Consider the following 21,754-nt stretch of genomic DNA (forward strand, 5'->3'; position numbering starts at 1 on the left):
CCTGCGACATCAAGGACCCCACCCAGAACATCAACTGGGTCGTCCCGCAGGGCGGAGAAGGGCCGATCTATCAGGGGATGTAGCAGTACAAACCGTTTCAGGGGAATGCCACGTAAACGGGGACGGGGGAAATTGCCTCCCTCTCCTCAGAAGACTTCCCGTCCCTGCGGCATTCCCCATTTTTCTTCAGGTCCGCCGCGGCCCAGCTTCAGGCCACCGTCGGCTGGATGGCCTGTTGCCGGCTGTGGTGCAGCCCGAACATGAGTATCGTGATGCCGGCGACCACTGCCGGCAGGCCGACGATCATGAACACCGACGACAGCGGCAGGTTCATCGTGAGCATCGCACCGCCGCCGACCGAGCCGAGCACCGAACCCATCCGGCCGACGCCGTTGGCCCAGCTGACGCCGGTGGCGCGGCAGTCCGTCGGGTAGAAGCTGGCGGACAGGGCGTTGGCGCCGACCTGGGAGCCGGACACGCAGAAGCCGGCGCAGAACACTACCAGGCCGGCCAGAACCGGGTTGCCGGAGAGGCTACCGATCGCCGCGATGAACAGGCCGGCGAGCATGTAGCTGGTGGCCAGGACCCGGTGCGGCGCGACGCGGTCCATCAGCCAGCCGAGCACGATGGCGCCGACCGTGCCGCCAACCTGGAACATGGTGGTGACCAGCGAGGCGGTCTTGAGGGAGACACCGGTGCTCTTGATGAAGGTCGGCAGCCAGCTCGACAGCAGGTAGATGACCAGCAGGCTCATGAAGAAGGTCAGCCACAGCAGCAGGGTGCCGCGCAGCAGATCCGGCCGGAACAGGTGGCTGACCGGCATGCCGGCGGGCTTGTGATGGCTGACGATGAAATGGGCCTTGTCGAAGTCCTGAGCGGGATCGATGCGACGCAGCGTGGCGGCGACCCGGTGGAAGCCCTTGTTCTCCATCACCAGGTAACGTACGGATTCCGGCAGGCGCCAGACCAGTACCGGCAGCAGCGCCAGCGGCAGTACGCCGCCGAGCATCAGCACCGAGCGCCAGCCGTAGGCCTCGACGAGATGGGCCGAGGCCAGCCCGCCCAGCGCGGAGCCGACCGTGAAGCCGCAGAACATCGCAGTGACGAGGAAGGCGCGCCGTTTGTCCGGGCAGAACTCGGAGGTCAGCGTCACCGAATTGGGCATCGCACCGCCCAGGCCGAGGCCGGTCAGGAAACGCCAGATCACCAGTTCGCTGGCCGAACCCGAATAGGCCGACAGCAGACTCGCGAGGCCAAAGAACAATACGCAGGTGATGAGGACGCTCTTGCGCCCGAAGCGGTCGGCGAGGGGGCCGAACAGGAAGGCGCCTGCCATCAGGCCAGCCAGTCCGGCACCGAACAGCGGCGCGATGTCGCCCGGCGTCAGCTGCCATTCGGCACGGATGGCGGGGGCCAGAAAGCCGATGGCGGCGGTGTCGAAACCGTCGATGGCGACGATCAGGAAGCACAGCACGATGATCAGCACCTGGTAGGGGCTGAGGGCGTGGTGGGCGATGAAGTCCGTGACGTTCACGGTGCGCTGGGTGGGCATTGTTTGTCTCCGTCTCGTTTTGGATGGACGTACCGGGGCATCCGCGATACCGGGCGGTATCGCGGTGCGCGCTCTAGGTGTTGTGGTCCGCGGGGTTTAGCCGGCGTCGGGCTGAACGGCCGGTGCGGCGCGGCGGAAGGCGTCGAGCTGCTGGCAGGCGGTGTCGACGGCCTGGATCAGCGGCCAGCGGGCCATATCCACCTTGAAGCGGCGGGCACTTTCCACCTGGGGCACCAGGTACACGTCGGCCAGCGTCGGCGTGTTGCCGTAGCAGAAGGGGCCGCGTTGCGGGTCGGCGGCCAGCAGGGCTTCGAGGGCGTCGAAGCCGGCGCTGATCCAGGTGGCGCACCAGGCGTTGATGGCCGCCTCGTCACAGTGCAGCGTGTGGCGCAGGTATTCGAGGATGCGCCGGTTGTTGATCGGGTGGATGTCGCAGCCGACAATGGCCGCCAGGGCCCGCACGCGGGCGCGGGCGTCGGCATCCTTCGGCAGCAGCGGCGGCTCGGGGTGGCGCTCCTCCAGCCATTCGATGATGGCTGGCGACTGGATCAATACCTGTCCACCGGTTTCCAGCGCCGGCACCAGCCCTTGCGGGTTGAGGGCCTTGAAGGCGGGGCCCAGGTGCTGTTCGGTGCGCAGGTCCACCGGCAGGTACTCGTAGTCCAGCCCCTTCAGGTTCAGGGCGATGCGCAACCGGTGTGAGGTGCCACTGCGGAAGAAGTTATGCAGCTTCATGGCTTACTCGGGAGCGCCGACGGTCAGGCGGACGTCGCCGACACCGTCCACGTGGCCGGTGATCACATCACCCGACTTCACTGCGCCAACGCCTTCCGGCGTGCCGGTGTAGATCAGGTCGCCCGGTTCCAGGTGGTAGAACTGGGACAGGTCGACGATCAGCTCGCGGATGTTCCAGATCAGCTTGGAGAGGTCGGAGGACTGCTTGGTCTGGCCATTGACAGCCAGGCTGATGGCGCCCGTTTCGAGCACACCGCGCCCGCTGGCCGGCACGATCTCGCTGCATACCGCGGACTTCTCGAAGTTCTTGCCCAGGTCCCACGGACGGCCCTGTTCGCGGGCCACCAGCTGCAGGTCGCGACGGGTCATGTCGAGGCCGGCGGCGTAGCCGAAGATCAGCTCGCTCGCTTCGGCCTCGGTGACGCGGAAGCCGCTGCGGCCGATGGCCACCACCAGTTCCATCTCGTAGTGGTAGTTCTGGGTGCCGGCCGGGTAGGGCACCGTGGCGCCGGATTCGACGAGGGTGGACGGGTCCTTGATGAAGTAGAAGGGCCGCATCGTGGCCTTGTCCACCGGGCGCTCCATCTCGATGGCGTGGGCGTGGTAGTTGCGGCCGACGCAGAAGATGCGCTTGACGGGGAGGCGCGCCTCGCAGCCCTGCACGGGCAGGGAGAAGACGGGTTGCGGGTTCCACAGGTAGGTCTGCTGGGTCATGTCTGTTTTCCTTGGTATGGGGGGGTGGGGCGATTCAGCCGCGGTTCTCGAAGACGCCGAGCTTGCGGTGCAGCGGCGTTTCGTCGGCGACGAAGACGAAGGCCGGGCTCTTGCTGGAGCGGTTGCGCAGGCGCACCGGGGTGTAGCCGGGGGCGCAGCAGGTGTCGGCTTCGGCGAGGGCGAAGCTGTTGTCGCCGATGCTTACTTCGATGCCGCCCTCGATCAGGTGGAAAACCATCGCCGGCGAGCGCACGGGCAGGTCGAGCGTCTGGCCGGGGCGCAGCATCAGCGCATAAAAGCCGAGGATGTTCTGCGCGTCGCTGCCGGTTTCCGGATTGGTGTAGGTGACCTGCACGGCGTCCAACTCCGGCTGGTCGGCGGCCAGGGCTTCCAGCGCGGCGCGGGCTTCGACCCACGGGTAGCGCAGCATCGGGTAGGCCTTGTTCGAACGCTGGAACACCTGGGACGGCACCACGCCGGCACGGGCGTAGGCGCGATCGCCACGACCGGGCTTGACGGTCTGGGGGTCGCCGTCGATGTGGTAGGAGGCCTCCATGTAATAGACCAGCGGCAGGTCCAGCACGTCCAGCCACACCACCGGGCCGTTGCCGTCGTGGCCGTGTTCGTGCCACAGGCCGGTGGGGGTGAGGATCAGATCGCCGCGGCTCATCGGGCACTTCTCGCCATCGACGGTGGTGTAGGCGCCTTCGCCTTCGACGATCATCCGCACCGCGTTGGGGGTGTGGCGGTGGGCCGGGGCCCATTCGCCGGGCAGCAGCAGCTGCATGCCCAGGTACATCGCCGCGCTGGCCTGCATCTTCTCGAGACCGTGGCCGGGGTTGGCGAGCACCAGCACGCGGCGCTCGGCCTTCTCGATCGGAGTCAGCTCGCCGGCCTGCATCAGCAGCGGACGGAGGGTTTCGTAGGGCCAGTGGATCGGCCGGGTGTTGGGCTGCGGCTTGCCGGCGGGCAGCACCGCGCGCAGGCTCGGCCACAGGGGCACGAGGTTCTGGCGGGTGAGCGCCTCGCGGTAGTCGAGGGGCAGGTCTTCCAGGCGCCCCAGGGTGTCGAAACGGCTTTGGTCTTGCATGGTCGGCTTCCTGTTCGGGTTCGGATGGATGGGCTCAGTCTTTGGCCAGGCAGTTGTCGGCGTTCCAGCCGTACAGCCATTCCATCGCGTCGTAGAAGCGCTCCGCGCTGCGGCCCTTCCACAGGTCGTTGCGCACCAGGCGCTCGACGCCCTTGGCGTGGTAGATGCGGCCCATCTCGCGGGACGACAGCACGATGCGGGCGGTGCGGGCCACGCGGGAGCGCTGGTAGAGGTCGAAGGCTTTGACGAAGTCGTTGTCGTGGACACGCAGGGCTTCGCCGAGGGTCACCGCGTCTTCCATCGCCATGCAGGCGCCCTGGGCCATGTACTGGGTGGTTGGGTGGGCGGCGTCGCCGAGCAGGGTCACGCGGCCGAAGGTCCATTGGCCAATGGGCTCGCGGTCGGCGGTGGCCCAGCGCTTCCAGCTCTTGGGCAGTTCGATCAACTGGCGGGCCTTCGGGCAGATGCCCTGGAAGTAACTCTGGACTTCCTCGGCGCTGCCTTCGGTGACGCCCCATTCCTCTTGCTGGCGGCTGTGGAAGGTGACCACCACGTTGTATTGCTCGCCGCCGCGCAGCGGGTAGTGGACCAGGTGGCAGTTGGGGCCGACCCAGATACTGGCGGCGTTCCACTGCAGGTCTTCCGGGAAATCCTTCTTGTCCACCACGGCGCGGTACACCACATGGCCGGTGACGCGGGCCGGATCGCCGACGAACTGCTCGCGCACCACCGAGCGCACGCCGTCGGCGCCGATCAGTGCGATGCCCCGGTGGGCGTTGCCGTGCTGGTCGTACACCGTCACGCTGTCGGCATCCTGCTCGACGCGGCTGACGTGGGTGGAGGTCAGGAACTCGACGCGGCCGGTTTCCTGGGCGCCTTCGAGGAGGGACAGGTGCACATCCACCCGGTGGATCACCGCATAGGGGTTGCCGAAGCGCTTGCGGAAGGCCTCGCCGGTGGGGATGCGGCCGACGACGCGCTCGTCGAGGGCGTCGTGCATGATCATGTAGTCGGTGTAAACGGCGCGGCTGCGGGCCTTGTCGCCGACACCGAGGGCGTCGAAGGCGTGGAAGGCGTTGGGGCCGAGCTGGATGCCAGCGCCGATCTCGCCGATCTGCGCGGCCTGTTCGAGCACCTTCACGGAGAAGCCCCGGCGGGTCAGGGCGAGGGCGGCGGCGAGGCCGCCGATGCCGCCACCGGCGATGATGACCGGCAGCGCGTTGGGGGTGGTGTTCATGGCGTCTCCTGATTTGATTTGATGTAGATCAAGTTTGGAAGACGCCAGTTATTTTGAAAACGCAATCTATCGAATAGGCTGATTTCCTTTATCGAATAGTTATATTGGAGCTAAACGTGTGCTCTACGAGGTCAGGCGATGCCCGGCCGGCGCAGTAGCGGCTCGCCCATACGGATCGGGCTGCCTTCGCCGACACCTGCACACAGGCTGAAGCCCTTCGGCGCGAAGACGATGATCGTCGAGCCGTGCTGGAACCAGCCCATCTCCTGGCCCTTGGCGAAGCGGGCGGTGCCCGGGATCTCGTTGGGGCCCCGGTAGCGGAGGTGCAGCAGCACGTCCAGCCAGTGCAGGCGGATGCTGGCGACGAGGATCGCCGCCACTGGCACCAAGGTCAGCGGGGCGCCGTCGGCCAGGCGGGTGCGGATCACAGCCCGCTCGTTCTTGCAGTACAGGCGCTCGACCCGCTTGAGGGCCGGCGGATTGACGTTCCACACGTCGCCGGAGATGTAGGTGACGTGCTCCACGTCCAGGTCCGCCGGGGCGTGGAAGCGGTGGTACATGCTCGACTTGAGGCGCAGCGTCACGTAGCTGCCGTCCCGGTAGGTCTCCACCAGCGCTGGGTCGCCGAGCAGGTCGATGAGCGGGTAGGGCGCGCCCTTGGCTTGCAGCGCGGTGACGCCGTCAAGCAGGCCGCAGGCGCCGACGATGGCGTCGCAGGGGCTGCTGAGGATTGCCGGATCGGCGTCGATGGTCCGTGCGCCGTCCTTCAGCTCGCGGGTGAAGCAGTCGTGCATGCTGCGGAATTCCTGCTTCCTGGCTTCCGACAGGTCCAGTTCGGCGAAGGTTTTCCATATGGCGATGGACAGGCGTGCAACGAGGGGATGTTCGATCTTGCTGAACCAGCCGACGAAACGGGTCAGCAGCGCACGCGGCAGGCGGTTGGTGAGCAGGAAGTTGAGGTCTTCCTGGTCGGTGAGGCGGGCAAGCAGACGGGGACTTTTCATGGTTCTGTAACTGGGGTCGGTTAAATCGTTCATCTTTCAGTTGCGGAGTGCACTACGTGGAAGATGCATTGGTATTGGCCGGACTCGGGGCGCTGGCCCTGCCGGGCCTGGTGATGAAGGCGAAGCGCCGGCTGGAGCTGTCGAAGGGCAAGCACCCGTCGCTGGCGGGGCACGCCAAGATGTCCCGCCGGGTCGCGAAGCTGCTGCCGTTTTACGAATACGACGAGGCGACCTTCTTCCGCAGCGACGACGCGCCCGCCGATGTGGCGGCCAAGCGCAAGGAAGCCTTCTTCCGCCTGGCCGAGCTGTACCGCATGCGCTTTGCGACCAGCGCGGCGATGAGCGCCGAGACCCAGGAAGGCGTGTCGGACATGCAATTCACCGGTGCCTACCGGGTGCCTTTCCAGTACAGCCGGCTGGTGCGCCAGCACCTCAAGGGCGGTTCCTTCGTGAAGGCGTCGAGCGGTGTGACGGTCACCGACCTGGACGGCAACGTCTTCTACGACCTGACCGGCTCCTACGGCGTCAATGTGTTCGGCTACGACTTCTACAAGGACTGCATGGCCCGCGGCGCGGCGCGCGTGGAGGCCCTCGGCCCGGTGCTTGGCGCCTACCATCCGCTGCTCGCCTACAACGTGCAGCGCCTGAAGGCGATCTCCGGGCTCGATGAAGTCTCCTTCCACATGTCCGGCACCGAGGCGGTGATGCAGGCCGTGCGGCTGGCCCGCTACCACACCGGCCGGACCCATCTGGTGCGCTTCTGCGGTGCTTACCACGGCTGGTGGGGCGACGTGCAGCCGGGCGTCGGCAACCCGGTGGCGGCCAACCAGACCTACACCCTGAAGGACATGCACGAGGACGCGCTGCGCGTGCTGCGCCGGCGCAAGGACATCGCCTGTGTGCTGATCAACCCGTTGCAGGCCTTGCATCCCAACGGCGCGGCGCCGGGGGATTCGTCGCTGGTGGACAGCTCCCGCAAGGCGGGCTTCGACCGGGCGGCCTACACGACGTGGTTGAAGCAGCTGCGCCAGGTGTGCAGCGAGCGCGGCATCGTGTTGATCTTCGATGAGGTCTTCGTCGGTTTCCGGCTGGCGTCGGGCGGTGCGCAGGAATATTTCGGCGTGCAGGCCGATATGGTGACCTACGGCAAGACCCTCGGCGGCGGCATGCCCATCGGTGTGGTGTGTGGCCAGCGCGAGCTGATGAAGCGCTTCCGCGACGACCGCCCGGCGGACATCTGCTTCGCCCGAGGCACCTTCAACTCCCACCCCTACGTGATGGGCGCGATGGCCGAGTTCCTGGAACGCATCGAGACGCCCGAGGTGCAGGCCCTTTACGCCGGCCTCGACGACACCTGGAACAGCCGCGCCGAGCGCCTCAACCTGCGCCTCAAGGCCGAGGGCCTGCCGCTGCAGGTGGCCAACGTGTCGTCGATCTGGACGGTCTTCTACACCCGCCCGAGCCGCTACAACTGGATGCTGCAGTACTACCTGCGGGCGGAAGGGCTGGCCCTCAGCTGGGTTGGGACGGGCCGCTTCATCTTCAGCCTCAACTACACCGACGCGGACTTTGAGGCCGTTGCCGATCGCGTCGTCGCCGCCGCGCGGCAGATGGAGGCGGACGGCTGGTGGTGGAACGACGGCAGCCTGACCAACAAGGGCATCCGCCGGCGCATCCTGAAGGAGATGCTGAGCCATCGCTTCCTCGGGAAGTAGACGTGAAAACGCCGCTCCGCCCGTGGGGCTGGAGCGGCGCTGGAAGGGCTTACGCCGCCTGGCGGGCGCGCAGGTCGCGCAGCAGGTACAGCGGTGCTTTGTGGTACAGCTTGATGTCGTGGTACGGGTCGGTGAGGATCTTGGTCAGCCACACCAGGCCGGTCTGCACGTCCTTCAGGAAGAACAGATGGACCGTGCGGAACAGCAGGCCGCTGACACCGAGGGCCAGCCACAGCAGGCCCAGGTGGTCGATGAAGCCGCCGACGCCGGTATGGGCCTCGAACAGGCCGAACATCGTCGGGTTGAGCCACAGGGCAACCGGGATGAAGGCCCAGATCGACAGCAGTACGACCTTGCGCTTGAGGTTGTAGCCGACCTTCACGGCCTCCTTGTAATCGTTGGTGACCTGGTTCTCTTCGTCGTAGCCGAGGGGCTCGAAGAAGAAGTGGCCGGACTGGCGGGTGACCATCGAGATCAGCCAGCCGATCAGTGCCGCCTTCACCGGATCGACGAAGAGCAGCGAATAGGCCACCAGAAAGCTCACCGCGCTGATGAAGTGCAGGGTCTGGTTCATGCGGCTGTGGTGGTAGAAGCGATGATCGTCCCACCGCTGGATTTCAAGGGCGCGCAAAAAGTTCTTCATGGACTCTCCTGGATGGCGAACGACCCGGATCAGGTTGGAATGGCTCGAAATGGGGTCTTCAAGGCAAGACTAAGAAGCGCGGGTTACGGGGCGGCTGCGGTTTTGTTAAGGAACGGTGATGCCGGTCATCGCTTTGGCATAAAGTGGCGATCGACCGCCGACAGAATCCGTTGCGGTGTATTGGGAGACGCACAGCGATGGATGCGGTGAAGGAAAACAGGCTCGGCGCGATACTCGTGGTCGCGCTGCTGGTGGGGATTGCCCTGATCATGGGCGGCGAGGCGTGGCGCCATTGGCTGCCCAAGCTGTTGCTGGCCGGGGCTTTGCTCGGAGCGTTGGTGTTCGTCTGGCGTAAATGGCGTCTCAAGGCGCGGGAGCGTTTTTTGGGCGCTTTCCTGTTTCCTGCCAGCCTTGGCCGCAAGCTCGGGCAGATCTATCCCCATCTCAGCGCCGCGCAGGTGGACATGGTCATCCGTGAGCTGAGAACCTTCTTCCGTGCAGCCAATGCAGCCCAGGGGCGCATGGTGTCCATGCCCAGCCAGGCGGTAGATGTGGCCTGGCACGAGTTCATCCTGTTCACGCGGGGCTACCGGCAGTTTTGCGCCCGCGGGTTGGGGCGTTTTCTTGATCACACACCTGCCGAGCACATGGCGACGCCGGTTTCCGCTCGGCAGGGACTGCGGCGTACCTGGCTGCATGCCTGCCGTTTCGAAGGCATCGATCCCAACAAGCCGGACCGGCTACCGATGCTCTTTGCGCTGGATGCGCTGTTGGAGATTCCAGACGGCTTCCGTTACGTGCTGGATTGTTCCGGCGTGGCGGACGCGCAGGGCGTCCCGGCCTATTGCGCCAGCGACATCGGTTGCGGCGGTTCCTGCACTGCGGACGGGATTAGCGATTGCAGCCACGGACACGGCGACGGTGCGTCCGACGGCGGTTCTGGCGGGGATGGGGGAAGCGGTTGTGGAGGCGGTTGCGGAGGCGGCGGCGACTGAGCGGGAGCATGCCCGCCGGCGGCCGTCTTGACGATTGCGGCGCAGGTTGGCGGGTGAGGCCGCCTGCGCCGAATGGAACGGATTACAGGAAGCGGTCCAGAAGCCGCTTGCTGTGGGCATCCAGCCCGTAGCGGTCGCGGATCAGAAAGTGGATGCCGCGGCTGTCGGCGATCAGCAGGGCCGGCGGGGTGAGGCGGCGGATGTCTTCTTCGCCCTTCAGCACCATGCTGGTTGGGCCACGGTCGGTCTCGATCTCCCAGGTGCTGGGGGTGGCGAAGCTGGATACGCTGTGGATGCGCTGGATCACCGGCATGAACTCGCGGCTGGCCATTTCGTCTTCCAGCAGCTTGCGCGGCGCATCGGGCAGGTCGGAAAGGCGGTCGATCCATGCGACTTCCTCGCCATCACCGTTGATGAGGCCGATGCTCTCGGCCGGGGCTGCGATCGGAAAAGCGCGTACCGGGGTGATCAGCTGGGCCTGGCCGGTGGCGTCGATGAAGACGAGCTGGCCGAAGGCGTTGCGTTCCAGCTGGATGTTTTGCGTAGGCATGGCGTGGTCTTCAGGCAGGGGTATGGGCGCGGTGGAAGGGCACGCGGGGCTTGTCTCCGTTGCCCAATGCGTCGTCGTCCAGCTTGCGGGTCTGGGCTTCGTAGAGGCGGAAGTAGGCGCCCTGTTTTTCCATCAACGCGTCGTGGTTGCCGATCTCGACGATCTGGCCGCGGTCCAGCACCACCAGACGGTCGGCCTTGCGCAGTGTGGACAGGCGGTGGGCGATGGCGATGGTAGTCCGGCCGCGGATGAGGTTTTCCAGCGCGGCCTGGATTTCCATTTCGGTCTCGGTATCCACCGCCGAAGTGGCCTCGTCGAGGATCAGGATGCGCGGGTCGATCAGCAGCGCCCGGGCGATGGAGATGCGCTGGCGCTCGCCGCCGGACAGGGCCTGGCCGCGCTCGCCGACCAGGGAATCGTAGCCTTGCGGCAGGCGCAGGATGAAGTCGTGGGCGTGGGCGGCGCGGGCGGCGGCGATGATCTCCTCGCGGCTCGCATCGGGCTTGCCGTAGGCGATGTTCTCGGCAATGGTGCCGAAGAACAGGAAGGGCTCCTGCAGCACCAGGCCAATGTTGCGACGGTACTCGGAGACTGGCACGGAGCGGATGTCCATGCCTTCGATGCGGATCGAGCCGTCGGTCACGTCGTAGAAGCGGCAGATCAGGTTGACCAGGGTGCTCTTGCCGGACCCCGAGTGGCCGACCAGGCCGATCATCTCGCCCGGCGCGATGTTGAGGTCCACGCCGCGCAGGATGGTGCGGTTGCCGTAGCGGAAGCCGACCCGCTTGACCTCGATGGCGCCGGTCACCTTGGGCAGGTGCTGGGGATTGACCGGATCGGGCACGCTGGAGACGTGGTCGAGGATGTCGAAGATGCGCTTGGCGCCGGCGGCGGCTTTCTGCGTCACCGAGACGATCCGGCTCATGGAGTCCAGCCGGGTGTAGAAGCGCGAGATGTAAGCGATGAAGGCGGCCAGCGTACCGACCGTCACCGACTTCTCGGACACCAGCCAGATGCCGAAGCCCCAGACGATCAGCAGGCCGATTTCGGTCATCAGCGTGACGGTGGGGGAGAACACCGACCAGATCTTGTTCACCCGGTCGTTCACCGCCAGGTTGCGGGCATTGGCTTCACGGAAGCGGCCGACCTCGCGTTTTTCCTGCGCAAAGGCCTTCACCACGCGGATGCCGGGGATGGTGTCGGCGAGCACGCTGGTGACTTCGGACCACACCCGGTCCACTTGCTCGAAGCCGTAGCGCAGCTTGTCGCGCACGGTGTGGATCAGCCAGGCGATGAAGGGCAGCGGCACCAGTGTGACCAGGGCCAGCCACGGGTTGATGGATACCAGGATCACCGCGGTCATCGCGATCATCAGGCAGTCGGTGGCGAAGTCGAGCAGGTTCATCGACAGGAACAGGCAGATCCGGTCGGTCTCCGAGCCGATCCGCGACATCAGGTCGCCGGTGCGCTTGCCGCCAAAGTACTCCAGCGACAGGCCCTGCAGGTGCTCATATGTGGTTGTGCGCAGGTCGGCGCCGATGCGTTCGCTGACCAGGGCCAGGATGTAGGTCTTGGCCCAGCCGAGGCCCCAGGCGAAGGATGCGGCGACGAGCAGGCCGCCGAGCAGCATCATGACTTTCATGCTGTCGATGGGCTGGCCATTCTGGAAGGGGATCAGCACCTCGTCCATCAGCGGCATGGTGAGGTAGGGCGGCACCAAAGTGGCGGCCGTCGAGATCAGCGTCAGGATGAAGCCTGCCAGCAGCTGTTTCTTGTAGGGCTGGGCAAAGCGCCACAGGCGGAACAGGGTCCAGGTGGACGGTGGTGTGTGGATCTCGCGGGCGCAGGTCGGGCACTCGTCGGTACCCGGCGGCAGCGGTGCATCGCAGGTCGGGCAGGTCAGCGGTTCGGGCGGCGTTGGCTGGCGGCCTGCCAGCACGCATTCGAGCTGGGCGTGGAAACGGTCGGCCAGGTTGCGGGCGGCCGGGTCCTGGGCCAGGGTAAAGCGCCAGCCGGCCAGCTTGCCGTCGGCGTCCACAAGATCGAGGCTGGCCACGCCAGCGTGGTCGCGGTGGCGCAAGGCCATACCGTTACGGAAGGTCCATACCTGCCAGTCCTTGGCCTGCAGATCCCAGGCCAGGAGGCGGCGATCCGTCAGGGCCACCAGACCGTCGCGGAACTGCAGGGTGGCATCGAGATCGAGGTTGAGGCTGGCCAGGACCTTTTCGCCGGCCTGCAGGGCCTTGTCGAGAAGGGGACGCCAGCTGTCGGGTACGGCCGGTCCGAGGTAGTCGGAATAGGCGGAAGGAAGGGCGGAGGACTCAGAATTCATCTCGGCGACGCGATTAGGCCCCAGAAAAGGGCCAGCGTAGGGCAAAATTGCGCCCGAAGTTTACTGACTCGTTACATGCGCGTATACCCGGCGGGTGGCCAGAAGCATCGCCGACCCGATATTTTTTCTCCCAGGTAATCCTGGCGGCGTCATCCGCGTTAAGGGGAGATCGAGTTTCCGTTGCCGAGAGCCGTAAACAGGCCCGTTACTTCCGAAGTGTCTCGTCCATGACCAATAAAACGATCGAATTCCTCAATGTGCTCCACCTGCGGGGACCGAACATCTGGACCTACCGCTCAGTCCTCGAAGCCTGGGTCGACATCCATGACCTGGAAGACTGTCCGTCCAATGTGATCCCGGGTTTCTATGAGCGGCTGACGGCGATGCTGCCGTCCCTCATTGAGCACCGTTGCAGCATCGGCGAGCGGGGCGGCTTCCTCAAGCGCCTGCGGGACGGGACCTGGCCGGGACACATCCTCGAGCACGTCACCCTCGAGCTGCAGAACCTCGCCGGCATGTCCGGCGGCTTCGGCAAGGCGCGGGAGACCTCGCTGCGCGGCGTTTACAAAGTGGTGATCCGCGCCTGGCAGAAGGACGTGTCGATGGCCGCCCTCAACATGGGCCACGACCTGCTGATGGCCGCCATCGAGGGCCGCCCCTACGACGTGGACGCCGCCGTGCTGCGCCTGCGCGACCTGGTGGACAAGCACATGCTCGGCCCGAGCACCCGCTGCATCGTCGAGGCCGCCGCCGACAAGCAACGCCGCATTCCCTACATCCGCCTGCTGCCCGAGGGCAACCTCGTGCAACTGGGCTACGGTGCCCGCCAGCGCCGCATCTGGACCGCCGAGACCGATCGTACGCCGGCTATCGCCGAGAGCATCTCCCGCGAGAAGGACCTGACCAAGACGCTGCTGGAGTCCTGCGGCGTGCCGGTGCCGGAAGGCCGTATCGTAACCAGCGTCGAGGATGCCATCGAGGCCGCCGAGGACATCGGCTTCCCGGTGGTGGTGAAGCCCAGCGACGGCAATCACGCCCGCGGCGTATTCACCAACATCCGCACCCCGCAGGAAGTGGCGGACGTGTTCCCGCTGTCCGCGGCGGAAGGCTCCGAGGTGATGGTGGAGCGCTTCGTGCAGGGCGCCGAGCACCGCCTGCTGGTGGTCGGCGGCAAGATGGTCGCCGCCAACAAGGGCGACATGGTGTCGGTGATCGGTGACGGCACGCATACCATCGACGAGCTGATCGAGACCCAGATCAACTCCGATCCGCGGCGTGGCGTCGAGCACGAGTTCCCGCTCTACCTGATCAAGCTGGAAAACTACCCGGCCGCCCAGATGGAAGTGGCGCGCCAGGGCTATACCGGTGCCTCGGTGCCGCCGGAAGGCCAGGAGGTGATGATCGTCCGCACCAGCAACATGGCCTTCGACGTGACCGACGAAGTGCATCCAGACACCGCCGAGCTGGCCTGCCTGGCGGCGCGCATCGTCGGCCTCGACATCGCCGGTGTGGATCTGGTCTGTGAGGACATCTCCAAGCCCCTGAGCGAGCAGCAGGGCGCCATCGTCGAAGTGAACGCCGGCCCCGGCTTGCTGATGCACATCAAGCCGGGTGTCGGCCAGCCGCGTCCGGTGGGTGAGGCGATCGTCGATCACCTGTTCGAGAAGGACGAGGACGCGCGCATTCCCATCGTCGGCGTCACCGGCAGCCGCGGCAAGACGCCGGTGGCCCGCCTGATCGCCCACCTGTCCCGCCTGTCCGGGCAGTACACCGGCCTGGCCTGCTCCGAGGGCGTGTTCCTCGATGGGCGCCAGGTGGAAACCGCCGAGGGTACCAACTGGGACGCTGCCGAGCGCGTGCTGATGAACCGCTCCGTCGAAACCGCGGTGTTCGAGAACGGCTGCCGCAGCATCCTCGCCGACGGCACCGTGTACGACCGCTGCTCGGTGGGCGTGGTCACCAACATCGACCCGGAACTCCATTACGGCGAGTTCTACATCGACTCCCCCGAAAAGGTCTGGAACGTCTTCCGTACCCAGGTGGACCTGGTCCTGTCCAGCGGCGCTGCGGTGCTGAATGCCGAGGACCCGGCGGTCGTCGAGATGGCGTCCCTGTCCGACGGCGAGGTGATTTTCTACGCCGTCGACCCCAACGCCGAGGCCGTCGTGCAGGCCCGCAGCGAAGGCCGCCGCACGGTCTTCGTGAAGGACGGTGCCATTGTGCTGGCCACCGGCGAGCAGGAAGATCCGGTTGCCCGCCTGGCCAAGATCAAGCTGCTGGCAAACGGCGCCGGGGAGGAGCCGGGCGTGCTGTCCAACCTGCTGGCCGCCGTGGCGGGTGCCTGGGCGCTGGGCGTGTCGCCGGCGATGATTCGTGCCGGCGTCAAGCCCTACGATCCGAAAGCGCCGCTGCGCAACGACTGAGCCGCCACCGAACAATGATGAAGGGCTGCCCGACGTTGGTGGCCCCTGAGAAAAACGACAAGGACTGTTATCCATGGAAGTCTCACGCATCCGGGCTCTGCGCGGCCCCAATCTGTGGAGCCGGCACACCGCGATCGAAGCCATCGTGACCTGCACCGAAGCGGAGTGCGACATCGATTCCATTCCGGGCTACGAGACGCGACTGCGCAATCTCTTCCCTGAAATGGGCTTTCTCGAGGCCGACGGCCACATGGGCGCCAGCTCCGTGGCCCAGGCATTGGAGCTCGCTGCTCTCGGCCTGCAAGCCTGTGCCGGCTGCCCGGTGACCTTCAGCCGCACCGCCAAGACGATCGAGAAGGGTGTCTTCCAGGTGGTGGTGGAATACACCGAGGAAAAGGTTGGCCGCCTGGCTTTCGAGCTGGCCACGGAACTGTGCCGTGCCGCCGAAACCGATGGCCACTTCGACCTGGTCGGCGCGCTGGCCCGTCTGCGTGAGCTGGACGAGGACGTGCGCCTCGGGCCCTCCACCGGTTCCATCGTGCAGGCGGCCGTCGCCCGCGGCATTCCCTATCGCCGCCTGACCGAAGGCAGCCTCGTGCAGTTCGGCTGGGGCAGCAAGCAGCGCCGCATCCAGGCCGCCGAGACCGATTTGACCAGCGCCGTGGCTGAGGCCATCGCCCAGGACAAGGAACTGACCAAGAACCTGCTGCGCGCCGCTGGCGTGCCGGTGCCGCTGGGCCGCTCCGTGACTAGTGCGGAAGACGCCTGGCAGGCCGCCAAGGAGATCGGCGGCCTCGTCGTCGTGAAGCCTCGTGACGGTAACCAGGGCAAGGGCGTGGCGGTCAAGCTGCGCACCAAGGAAGAGGTGATGAACGCTTTCCGCGTCGCCGAGGAAATCAGCGACGACGTGCTGGTGGAGCGCTACCTGCCGGGCCACGACTACCGTCTGCTGGTGGTCGGCGACAAGCTCATCGCCGCCGCCCGCCGCGAGCCGCCGCTGGTCATCGGCGACGGCCAGCGCACCATCCGCGAGCTGGTGGACCACGTGAACAGCGACCCGCGTCGTGGCGTCGGCCACGCCACCTCGCTGACCAAGATCCGCTTCGACGAGATCGCCATCGCCACCCTCGCGAAGCAGGGCTACGAGGCCGACTCCGTGCCGCCGAAGGGCAAGCGCGTGATCCTGCGCAACAACGCCAACCTGTCCACCGGCGGTACCGCCACCGACGTGACGGATGATGTGCACCCCGAAGTCGCCGAGCGGGCGATTGCCGCGGCCAAGAACATCGGCCTCGACATCTGCGGCGTGGACGTGGTCTGCGAGAGCGTGCTGGAGCCGCTGGAAGCCCAGAGCGGCGGCATCGTCGAAGCCAACGCGGCGCCCGGCCTGCGCATGCACCTGCAGCCGTCCTACGGCAAGGGCCGTCCGGTCGGCGAGGCCATCGTCGCCAACATGTTCAAGCCCGGTGAAGACGGCCGCATCCCGGTCATTGCGGTGGCCGGTACCAATGGCAAGACGACCACCGTGCGCCTGTCCGCCCACATCCTCGGGGTGGCCGGCAACCGGGTTGGCATGACCAACTCCGATGGCGTCTATGTGGGCAAGCGCCGCATCGACACCGGGGACTGCAGCGGCCCGCGCAGCGCCCGCAACATCCTGCTGCACCCGGACGTGGATGCCGCGGTGTTCGAGACCGCCCGCGGCGGCGTACTGCGTGAAGGCCTGGCCTTCGACCGATGCGACGTGGCGGTGGTCACCAACATCGGCATGGGCGACCACCTGGGCCTGTCCTACATCAGCACCGTCGAGGATCTCGCGGTGGTGAAGCGGGTCATTGTGCAAAACGTGAAATCCAGCGGTACAGCGGTGCTCAACGCCGCCGACCCGATGGTCGTGAAGATGGCCAGCGCCTGCCCGGGCTCGGTGTTGTTCTTCGCCGCCGACCAATACAACCATGTGCTGGTTACCCACCGCGTGCAGGGCCACCGCGTGGTCTTCGTGGACGACGACGCGATCGTCGCCGCCCAGGGCAGCGAGGAGTTCCGCGTGCCGCTGGCCGGCATCCCGATCACCCGCAACGGCACGATCTCCTTCCAGGTCGAGAACGCGATGGCCGCCATCGCTGCCACCTGGGCGCTGGGCATTCCGCCGGAGACCATCATTGCCGGCGCCGCCAGCTTCGTGAACGACGCTGCTACCGCACCGGGCCGTTTCAACGTGTTCGACTACAAGGGCGCCACGCTGATCGCTGACTACGGCCACAACCCGGATGCCATCCTGGCGCTGGTGCAGGCCGTCGAGAGCATGCCCGCCAAGCGTCGCTCGGTGGTTATCAGCGGTGCCGGTGACCGCCGCGACGAGGACATCCGCGAGCAGACCCGCATCCTCGGCAAGGTTTTCGACGACGTGGTGCTGTACCAGGACGACTGCCAGCGCGGCCGCGCCGACGGCGAAGTGCTAGCACTGCTTCAGGAGGGCCTGGTGGGGGCGCCGCGCACCAAGAGCATCTGCGAGATCCGCGGCGAGTTCGCGGCCATCGACAGCGCGCTGCAAAAGCTGGAAACCGGTGACCTGTGCCTGATCCTTATCGACCAGGTGGAAGCGGCGCTGGAGCACATCGCCAAGCGCATCGCCGAAACCAAGGCTTGATCGACCCGGCCTGAGTCTGCTCAGGCCTGGCTTTCAGCGGAAGCCTTCTGCCAGTCGGTGGAAGGCTTCCGTCATTTCACGGGTGCGTTTTGCGTCCCAGCCCAGTTCCTCGGCCAGGATCGTGGCGACCGCCGGCGCGGTTTCGATGGCCGCCGTGGCGTCCATAAACAGTGCCCGATGGCGGCGCGCCAGCACGTCCTCCACGTCGCGGGCCTGTTCCTCGCGGGCGGCGAAGCGGACCTCGGCTTCGCTCAGGGACAGCGCCGGATGCAGCCGGCGTCCCGCACCGGGCAGGGCGTCCGCGGCGGCGCGATCTGTGCCGAACACGTCCTCAGACGGCGACGCCGGACTGCCGTGCAGAATCAGGCTGCGGGTCCGGCAGGGGCGGGCGGGCAGGCCGGCGACGGCCGCGGCCTGGTCGATGATCTCCTCGCCCATGCGCCGGTAGGTGGTCCATTTGCCGCCGGCCACCGACACCAGCCCGCTCGGCGCCACCTGAATCACGTGCTCCCGCGACAGGCTCGACGTATTACCGCTGCCGCCGATCAGGGGACGCAGGCCGGCGAACTGGCTGCGGATGTCGCTGCGTTTCGGCTTGCGACGCAGATAGCGGGCGGCTGTTGAGAGGATGAAGTCCACCTCACCGTCCAGCGGCCGGGGCTCCAGTGGAATGTCCGGCCGTGGCGTGTCGGTGGTGCCGAGCAGCAGCTTGCCCTGCCAGGGGATGATGAACAGCACGCGGCCGTCGTCGGTGCGCGGCACCAGCAGCGCCGCGTTGCCGGGCAGAAAATCCCGGTCGAGCACGATGTGTACGCCCTGGCTGGGATTCAACTGGGCCGTGCTCGTCGGGTCGTCGAGGCGCCGGATGGCGTCGGCCCACACGCCGGCCGCATTGACGACGACCCGCGCCGATAGTGCGAAGGCCTCGCCACTTTCCGCATCCTGCGCGTCGACGCCGACGATGTGCCTGCCTTCATGGCGCAGCCCCGTGACCGGCAGCCGGTTGAGGGCCAGGCCGCCGAGATCGAGCACCGTGCGCATCAGCGTGATGGCCAGCCGGGCGTCGTCGAAGCGGGCGTCCATGTAGGCGATGCCGCCGACCAGCCCGTCTTCACGCACGCCGGGCAGCGCGCGGCGGGTTTCATCCACCGACAGTGGGCGACTGGCGCCTAGACTGTGGGTGCCGGCCAGCCAGTCGTAGGCAGCCAGGCCGACGCCGAGCTGCAGGCGGTCCCACTGGCGGTAGAGCGGTACGACGAAGCGCTGTGGGTGGACAAGATGCGGCGCATTGGCGAGCAGGATCGCCCGCTCGGCCAGAGCTTCATGGACCAGCCCGATACGCCCCTGGGCGAGGTAGCGGACGCCGCCGTGCACCAGCTTGGTGGAGCGCGAGCTGGTGCCCTTGGCGAAATCGTGGGCCTCCAGCAGCAGCGTCGAATAGCCGCGCGATGCGGCATCCACCGCGCAGCCGAGGCCGGTGGCGCCGCCGCCGATCACCAGCACGTCCCAGCGCGGCGTCTGGCGCAGGCGGTCGAGCAGATCCGCGCGCTTCATGCTACGGCCCACCCGCGGGCACGTTCGACGGCCCGGTGCCACTCGGCAAGGCGTCCGCTACGCTCGTCCTCGCTGCATAGCGGCTCGAAGATCCGCTCCGCCCGCCAGTGGGCGGACAGTTCTTCAGGGCCGCGCCACAGGCCCACCGCCAGACCGGCGAGATAGGCCGCGCCGAGGGCGGTCGTTTCGGTCTGTCGGGGACGGATCACCGGTACGCCGAGCAGGTCGGCCTGGATCTGCATCAGCAGGTCGTTGCGCGCGGCGCCGCCGTCCACCCGTAGCTCGGTCAGCGGGCTGGCGCCGTCGCGGTTCATGGCGTCCACCAGATCGACGGTCTGCAGCGCGATGGCTTCCAGCGCAGCGCGAGCGATGTGGGCTTTGCTGCTGCCGCGGGTCAGGCCGAGCAGGGTGCCGCGGGCGTAGCCGTCCCAGTAGGGGGCGCCGAGGCCGGCGAAGGCCGGCACCAGCACCACGCCGCCGGCGTCTGGCACCGAGGCGGCGAGGGCTTCGATGTCGGCGGCGCGCTGGATCAGCCCCAGCCCGTCGCGCAGCCATTGCACCACTGCGCCGCCGATGAAGACGCTGCCCTCCAGCATGTAGGTGGTCTGCCCGCCGATACGCCAGCCGAGGGTACTGAGCAGGCGATGGTTCGATTCGACCGGTTGCGCACCGGTGTTGAGCATCAGGAAGCAGCCAGTGCCATAGGTGTTCTTCGCCGAGCCGGGCTGCAGGCAGGCCTGGCCGAAAGTGGCGGCCTGCTGGTCGCCGGCGAGGCCGCCGAGCGGAATCGCGCTGCCGAAAAGCCCGGCATCCGTCGCGCCGAGCACGCCGCTGCTGTCCACGACCTCCGGCAGCAGCGCGGCGGGAATGTCGAACAGGGCCAGCAATTCCTCGTCCCAGCATTGGCGGTGGATGTCGAAGAGCATGGTGCGCGATGCATTGCTCGGGTCGGTGACGTGCAGTCGGCCACCGGTGAGCTGCCACACCAGCCAGCTGTCGATGGTGCCGAAGGCCAGCTCGCCGGCGGCGGCGCGGCGCCGTGCGTCCGGCAGGTGGTCGAGCAGCCAGGCCAGCTTGGTGGCCGAGAAATAGGCATCCACCTCCAGGCCGGTTTTTGCACGGATCAGCGCCGCATGTCCGTTCGCCCGCAGGGTTTCGCAGGCAGCCACCGTGCGGCGATCCTGCCAGACGATGGCCGGTGCCAGCGGCTGGCCGTTGCTCCGCTCCCACAGCACGGTGGTCTCCCGCTGGTTGGCAATGCCGATGGCGGCCACGTCGGCGCCGCTCAGCCCGGCCTTGCTCAGAGCCTGGCGTGCGCAGTCGAGTTGGGTCTGCCAGATCTCCAGCGGATCATGCTCGACCCAGCCCGGCTGCGGGTAGGACTGGCGGAATTCGAGCTGGGCGCTGCCGAGGGCCTGACCAGAAGCGTCGAAGACGATGGCACGGCTGCTGCTGGTGCCCTGGTCGAGGGAGAGGAGGCAAGACATGGCGCGGGCCTTTGCAATAGGCGGAGGCTCCCAATCTAGCCCACTCCGTGCCGAAGTTGAACGGCCTCGTATGCCGTTGTGCAAGCCAGCTCAGGAAACTTGGCAGAAATGTGCGTCGCTCAGCCGGGTTTCACCGTCCCATCGATAGGCTACCAGCGGCCCGCCGTTGCCGGCCGAGTAATCGACGCAGGCGGCGTGGGGCGCGAGGATGTGCGGTTGCCCGGTCATCCAGTAATGGCCGAAGAACACCGGGCGTGGGTCCGGGTCGTCGATGCGGGCGTAAGCGGGGAGAGGCATATCCGGCAGCTGGCTGCGCAGCTGCTCCTGCATGAGGGCCGCGCCCCGGCAGGTGCTGGCGTCCTGGTCCCACCAGCGGATGCGTACGCGGTGGCGCGCGATGCCGTCCTTGTCCTGGTAGGAGATGCCGTTCGGCAGCGGAATCTCCAGCCCCTTGGTGAGGATCTCGGCGGCGCGGAAAAGGCTGGGTTCTGGCGTATCCGTCACCGCGTCATCGTCGGGTTCGCGGGTGGCGTCCGGGAGGGCGGTCGGCAACAGGCGGCCTTTCTCGACATAGCCTGTGCTGTTCAGCCAGTCCATCAACCCCTGATGCCAGCAGGCGTGCACGACACGGATGCCCGGCAGTTCCAGCCACAGGGGCAGGGTGCGGAACCAACCGATGAGTTCGGCGTGCAGGGTAGGGTCGCCGGCCACTTCATCAAGGAAGCGCTGGTGCTGGATGCGGTTCTTGTGCCCCCAGCGCGTGCTGTAGTGGCGACGCAGGTATTCGCCGGGGTGAATGGGGTCCGGCGTGTGCCAGGCGATGGCGTTGAGTTCGTGGTTGCCCATTACCGCCAGCGCCGCGCCGTTTTCCACCATGCCGCGGGCGATGTGGACAGTGCGCAGTTGCTGGGGGCCGCGGTCGATGAAGTCGCCGACGAACACCGCGTTACGCGAGGGGTGGCGCCAGAAGCCGCCGAGCAGGCGGTAGCCCATGTGTCGCAGCAGGGCTTCGAGCTTGTCGGCCTGTCCGTGGATATCGCCGATGACGTCGTAGCCCATGCCGGCTCTTAGAA

17 protein-coding genes are annotated in these 21,754 nt (G+C 66.9%); 5 read left to right on the top strand and 12 right to left on the bottom strand.

Annotation, left to right across the window (positions count from 1 at the left end):
- A partial coding sequence (locus ACE3RX_RS05070) for a 4Fe-4S dicluster domain-containing protein (protein ID WP_374481267.1) occupies positions 1 to 83 on the top strand: 83 nt, incomplete at its 5' end.
- Positions 84 to 208: 125 nt separating this feature from the next.
- Here ACE3RX_RS05070 and ACE3RX_RS05075 read toward each other — a convergent pair.
- The 6 genes from ACE3RX_RS05075 to asd form a co-directional block, all read right to left on the bottom strand.
- Positions 209 to 1,552 (bottom strand): MFS transporter, encoded by a 1,344-nt coding sequence (locus ACE3RX_RS05075; RefSeq protein ID WP_374480977.1) that lies wholly within the window; start codon positions 1,550 to 1,552, stop codon positions 209 to 211.
- A gap of 96 nt (positions 1,553 to 1,648) precedes the next feature.
- A complete protein-coding gene (gene maiA / locus ACE3RX_RS05080; RefSeq protein WP_374480979.1) occupies positions 1,649 to 2,287 on the bottom strand; it encodes a maleylacetoacetate isomerase in 639 nt (212 codons plus the stop codon).
- 3 nt (positions 2,288 to 2,290) lie between these two features.
- On the bottom strand, positions 2,291 to 3,001 hold the full coding sequence (locus ACE3RX_RS05085; RefSeq protein WP_374480981.1) for a fumarylacetoacetate hydrolase family protein: 711 nt from the start codon (positions 2,999 to 3,001) through the stop codon (positions 2,291 to 2,293).
- A gap of 34 nt (positions 3,002 to 3,035) precedes the next feature.
- On the bottom strand, positions 3,036 to 4,091 hold the full coding sequence (locus tag ACE3RX_RS05090) for a cupin domain-containing protein (RefSeq protein ID WP_374480983.1): 1,056 nt from the start codon (positions 4,089 to 4,091) through the stop codon (positions 3,036 to 3,038).
- A gap of 34 nt (positions 4,092 to 4,125) precedes the next feature.
- Positions 4,126 to 5,328 (bottom strand): 3-hydroxybenzoate 6-monooxygenase, encoded by a 1,203-nt coding sequence (locus ACE3RX_RS05095; RefSeq protein ID WP_374480985.1) that lies wholly within the window; start codon positions 5,326 to 5,328, stop codon positions 4,126 to 4,128.
- A gap of 131 nt (positions 5,329 to 5,459) precedes the next feature.
- The gene (gene asd / locus ACE3RX_RS05100; RefSeq protein ID WP_374480987.1) at positions 5,460 to 6,332 is read right to left on the bottom strand and encodes an archaetidylserine decarboxylase; all 873 of its coding nucleotides are present in this window, start codon (positions 6,330 to 6,332) and stop codon (positions 5,460 to 5,462) included.
- A 56-nt stretch (positions 6,333 to 6,388) separates the two neighbouring features.
- On the opposite strand from asd, the gene ACE3RX_RS05105 reads away from it, so the two are divergent.
- A complete protein-coding gene (locus tag ACE3RX_RS05105; RefSeq protein WP_374480989.1) occupies positions 6,389 to 8,047 on the top strand; it encodes an aminotransferase class III-fold pyridoxal phosphate-dependent enzyme in 1,659 nt (552 codons plus the stop codon).
- 49 nt (positions 8,048 to 8,096) lie between these two features.
- Here the strand turns inward: ACE3RX_RS05105 and ACE3RX_RS05110 are convergent, their stop codons facing one another.
- Positions 8,097 to 8,690, bottom strand: a complete 594-nt coding sequence (locus tag ACE3RX_RS05110; RefSeq protein ID WP_374480991.1) for a hypothetical protein — start codon at positions 8,688 to 8,690, stop codon at positions 8,097 to 8,099.
- A 197-nt stretch (positions 8,691 to 8,887) separates the two neighbouring features.
- On the opposite strand from ACE3RX_RS05110, the gene ACE3RX_RS05115 reads away from it, so the two are divergent.
- Positions 8,888 to 9,685 (top strand): hypothetical protein, encoded by a 798-nt coding sequence (locus ACE3RX_RS05115; RefSeq protein WP_374480993.1) that lies wholly within the window; start codon positions 8,888 to 8,890, stop codon positions 9,683 to 9,685.
- Positions 9,686 to 9,767: 82 nt separating this feature from the next.
- On the opposite strand, the gene ACE3RX_RS05120 is transcribed toward ACE3RX_RS05115, so the two are convergent.
- Both ACE3RX_RS05120 and ACE3RX_RS05125 read right to left on the bottom strand, forming a co-directional pair.
- Entirely contained in the window at positions 9,768 to 10,235 is a 468-nt protein-coding gene (locus ACE3RX_RS05120) for a DUF1854 domain-containing protein (RefSeq protein WP_374480995.1), read from the bottom strand.
- Between the two features lie 10 nt (positions 10,236 to 10,245).
- A complete protein-coding gene (locus tag ACE3RX_RS05125; RefSeq protein ID WP_374480997.1) occupies positions 10,246 to 12,567 on the bottom strand; it encodes an ABC transporter ATP-binding protein in 2,322 nt (773 codons plus the stop codon).
- A gap of 227 nt (positions 12,568 to 12,794) precedes the next feature.
- On the opposite strand from ACE3RX_RS05125, the gene cphA (ACE3RX_RS05130) reads away from it, so the two are divergent.
- Both cphA (ACE3RX_RS05130) and cphA (ACE3RX_RS05135) read left to right on the top strand, forming a co-directional pair.
- Positions 12,795 to 14,990, top strand: a complete 2,196-nt coding sequence (cphA, locus tag ACE3RX_RS05130; RefSeq protein ID WP_374480999.1) for a cyanophycin synthetase — start codon at positions 12,795 to 12,797, stop codon at positions 14,988 to 14,990.
- A 73-nt stretch (positions 14,991 to 15,063) separates the two neighbouring features.
- Positions 15,064 to 17,640, top strand: a complete 2,577-nt coding sequence (gene cphA / locus ACE3RX_RS05135) for a cyanophycin synthetase (protein WP_374481001.1) — start codon at positions 15,064 to 15,066, stop codon at positions 17,638 to 17,640.
- Between the two features lie 33 nt (positions 17,641 to 17,673).
- Here the strand turns inward: cphA (ACE3RX_RS05135) and ACE3RX_RS05140 are convergent, their stop codons facing one another.
- The 3 genes from ACE3RX_RS05140 to ACE3RX_RS05150 all read right to left on the bottom strand — a co-directional run bounded on the left by ACE3RX_RS05140 (position 17,674) and on the right by ACE3RX_RS05150 (position 21,740).
- Positions 17,674 to 19,194, bottom strand: coding sequence for an FAD-dependent oxidoreductase (locus ACE3RX_RS05140; RefSeq protein ID WP_374481003.1), 1,521 nt, complete (start codon positions 19,192 to 19,194; stop codon positions 17,674 to 17,676).
- Positions 19,191 to 20,681 (bottom strand): glycerol kinase GlpK, encoded by a 1,491-nt coding sequence (gene glpK, locus ACE3RX_RS05145; protein WP_374481005.1) that lies wholly within the window; start codon positions 20,679 to 20,681, stop codon positions 19,191 to 19,193. The genes ACE3RX_RS05140 and glpK overlap by 4 nt, the downstream gene beginning before the upstream one ends.
- A 90-nt stretch (positions 20,682 to 20,771) precedes the next feature.
- Positions 20,772 to 21,740: a metallophosphoesterase gene (locus ACE3RX_RS05150; protein ID WP_374481007.1), complete on the bottom strand. Its 969-nt coding sequence runs from the start codon at positions 21,738 to 21,740 to the stop codon at positions 20,772 to 20,774.
- Between the last annotated feature and the right edge of the window lie 14 nt (positions 21,741 to 21,754).

Origin of the sequence: Zoogloea sp. (genome assembly GCF_041914405.1) — a bacterium.
In the GTDB taxonomy this organism is placed as follows: Bacteria; Pseudomonadota; Gammaproteobacteria; order Burkholderiales; family Rhodocyclaceae; genus Zoogloea.

Excerpts from the sequence above, each read along its gene's own strand:
- ACE3RX_RS05075 (WP_374480977.1), bottom strand. The coding sequence starts at position 1,552 with ATGCCCACCCAGCGCACCGTGAACGTCACGGACTTCATCGCCCACCAC.
- maiA (WP_374480979.1), bottom strand. The coding sequence starts at position 2,287 with ATGAAGCTGCATAACTTCTTCCGCAGTGGCACCTCACACCGGTTGCGC.
- ACE3RX_RS05085 (WP_374480981.1), bottom strand. The coding sequence starts at position 3,001 with ATGACCCAGCAGACCTACCTGTGGAACCCGCAACCCGTCTTCTCCCTG.
- ACE3RX_RS05090 (WP_374480983.1), bottom strand. The coding sequence starts at position 4,091 with ATGCAAGACCAAAGCCGTTTCGACACCCTGGGGCGCCTGGAAGACCTG.
- ACE3RX_RS05095 (WP_374480985.1), bottom strand. The coding sequence starts at position 5,328 with ATGAACACCACCCCCAACGCGCTGCCGGTCATCATCGCCGGTGGCGGC.
- asd (WP_374480987.1), bottom strand. The coding sequence starts at position 6,332 with ATGAAAAGTCCCCGTCTGCTTGCCCGCCTCACCGACCAGGAAGACCTC.
- ACE3RX_RS05110 (WP_374480991.1), bottom strand. The coding sequence starts at position 8,690 with ATGAAGAACTTTTTGCGCGCCCTTGAAATCCAGCGGTGGGACGATCAT.
- ACE3RX_RS05115 (WP_374480993.1), top strand. The coding sequence starts at position 8,888 with ATGGATGCGGTGAAGGAAAACAGGCTCGGCGCGATACTCGTGGTCGCG.
- ACE3RX_RS05120 (WP_374480995.1), bottom strand. The coding sequence starts at position 10,235 with ATGCCTACGCAAAACATCCAGCTGGAACGCAACGCCTTCGGCCAGCTC.
- ACE3RX_RS05125 (WP_374480997.1), bottom strand. The coding sequence starts at position 12,567 with ATGAATTCTGAGTCCTCCGCCCTTCCTTCCGCCTATTCCGACTACCTC.
- cphA (WP_374480999.1), top strand. The coding sequence starts at position 12,795 with ATGACCAATAAAACGATCGAATTCCTCAATGTGCTCCACCTGCGGGGA.
- cphA (WP_374481001.1), top strand. The coding sequence starts at position 15,064 with ATGGAAGTCTCACGCATCCGGGCTCTGCGCGGCCCCAATCTGTGGAGC.
- ACE3RX_RS05140 (WP_374481003.1), bottom strand. The coding sequence starts at position 19,194 with ATGAAGCGCGCGGATCTGCTCGACCGCCTGCGCCAGACGCCGCGCTGG.
- glpK (WP_374481005.1), bottom strand. The coding sequence starts at position 20,681 with ATGTCTTGCCTCCTCTCCCTCGACCAGGGCACCAGCAGCAGCCGTGCC.
- ACE3RX_RS05150 (WP_374481007.1), bottom strand. The coding sequence starts at position 21,740 with ATGGGCTACGACGTCATCGGCGATATCCACGGACAGGCCGACAAGCTC.